At 67.7% G+C, this 1835-nt stretch carries 2 protein-coding genes; both read right to left on the minus strand.

The window, feature by feature from the left end; all coding sequences use genetic code 11:
* Positions 1–55: 55 nt before the first annotated feature.
* Complete coding sequence (locus ACWC24_RS41850) at positions 56–349, minus strand: hypothetical protein (RefSeq protein WP_450668167.1); 294 nt, start codon at positions 347–349, stop codon at positions 56–58.
* Positions 350–391: 42 nt separating this feature from the next.
* Positions 392–1594 carry an IS110 family transposase gene (locus ACWC24_RS41855; RefSeq protein WP_450668168.1) on the minus strand — a complete coding sequence of 401 codons (1203 nt, stop codon included), beginning with the start codon at positions 1592–1594 and terminating at the stop codon, positions 392–394.
* Between the last annotated feature and the right edge of the window lie 241 nt (positions 1595–1835).

Genomic DNA, 1835 nt, shown 5'->3' on the forward strand with positions numbered 1-1835 from the left:
GCCCCTATCTCTTTGGTCAAGCTGTTGGGGTGCCCCGGTGGAGGCGGAGCGTGCGTCAGCCATCCGCCGCTGTGTCGATGCCTGCGTATTCGTAGATCCAGCCCGCAGGGGTGTCGGGGGCTTGAACTGCCAGATAGATGTGTTTGGCGGCAAAGTTCCAGGGGCCTGATGTTCGACCGGGGCGGCCTCGGAAGCCTGCGGGCGGCAGTCCTGACTGGTCGAGCTCGACGATTTTGGTCCGCCCGTGGAAGGGGCCACTGACGACCTTGATGCCGACGGTGTTGTTGACGGTTTCGCCCGCGAGCCAGCGACGGATGAGCGCCAAGTGCTCGGAATTCTCGTCCCCCATGGCCGTAGCTGACCATGGGCTTGAGTCGAGGGCAAGCAGGTCTCAAGTCGCTCGGACGGGTTGGGGTTCGTAGAAGGTTCCGTCGCGGAGCATCGCGAAGAGGACGTCGGCCCGGCGCCTGGCGAGGCAGAGCAGGGCCTGGGTGTGGTGCTTTCCCTGCGCGATCTTCCTGTCGTAGTAGGTCCGCGATGCCGGGTCGGCCAGGGCCGCGAACGCGGAGAGGAAGAAGGCCCGTTTGAGCTGCTTGTTTCCTCTCCTGGAGGGCTGTTCGCCGCGGATCGAGGACCCGGAACTGCGGGTCGCGGGGGCGAGTCCGGCATAGGCGGCGAGGTGGCCGGCGGTCGGGAAGGTGCTGCCGTCGCCGACCTCGATGAGGATCCTGGCTCCGGTCCTGACGCCGATGCCTGGCATCGACATCAGGACCTTGGAAAGAGGGTGGGCATCCAGGAGTTCCTCGATCCGCCCGGCCAGGAGTTTGCGCTGGTCAAGGACGGCGGTCAGGGATCCGGCCAGGCTCGGGACGATCAGTGCGGCCGCCCCGGTGCCCGGAACGGTGACGGTCTGCTCGTCCAGGGCGGTGAAGATGTCCTCGACTAGCCGCTCGGCCATCCTTGGGGCCTTCGGCCGTAACAGCGTGACCAGGCGGCGCCGTCCGGCCTTGCGGATCTGGGCCGGTGACCCGAACCGTTCCAGCAGTGTGAGGACGGCCGGGTGCTGCAGCCGTGGACCCAGCACCCGTTCCAGCGAGGGGTGGATCTGGGTCAGCAGGCCGTGCAGCCGGTTCGCGACCCTGGTGGCCTCTCCGGCGAGGTCGTCGTCGAACCCGACGATCATCTCCAGCTCGGCGATCATCTCGTCCTCGCCGTCGATGGCCCGCAGCGTGTGGGGCATCGCGCGGGCTGCGTCGGCGATGATGAACGCGTCCTTCGCGTCGGTCTTGGCCTCACCCGGGTAGAGGTCGGCGATCCGTCGCATCGTCAGGCCGGGCAGGTAGGCGACCGGGCAGCCCATGTCCCGCGCGACTGCCAGCGGCAGGGCCCCGATCGAGGCCGGCTGATCGACCACGACCAGCACCGTTCCGTGCTTGGCCTGCAGCTTCGCGAACAGCTCACGGAGCCTGGGCTCGGTGTTGGGCAGCCGCTTGTCGAACGCCTTCTTCCCGGCCGGGGTGACAGCGGTGGCGTGGTGTTCGCCCTTGCCGACGTCCAGGCCGAGGAAGACGTCGATGTCGCCGGTGTCGATCACGCGCAGGCCCCTCCATCACGCTTTCGTCCGGCCTGCCACGGCACCGAGCTGCCACATCCACGTTACGGAGAGCTCTTCCGGCCCGGGTGAAGCCGGTGCTCAAGCCCCTCATCAGCGGTCCGTCGATGCCTCCGGGCCCGGTGACACCACCCCCCGGATCATCAACAACAGGAGGGGGAAGTCATGCCGGACCCGAAGGCCGGAGGCCCCATTGCGGAGCCATGAAAAAGGTAACGGGGGG

It is taken from the genome of Streptomyces sp. NPDC001443 (assembly GCF_053597355.1).

Coding starts and splice junctions, on each gene's coding strand:
- ACWC24_RS41850 (WP_450668167.1), bottom strand. CDS start 349: ATGGGGGACGAGAATTCCGAGCACTTGGCGCTCATCCGTCGCTGGCTC.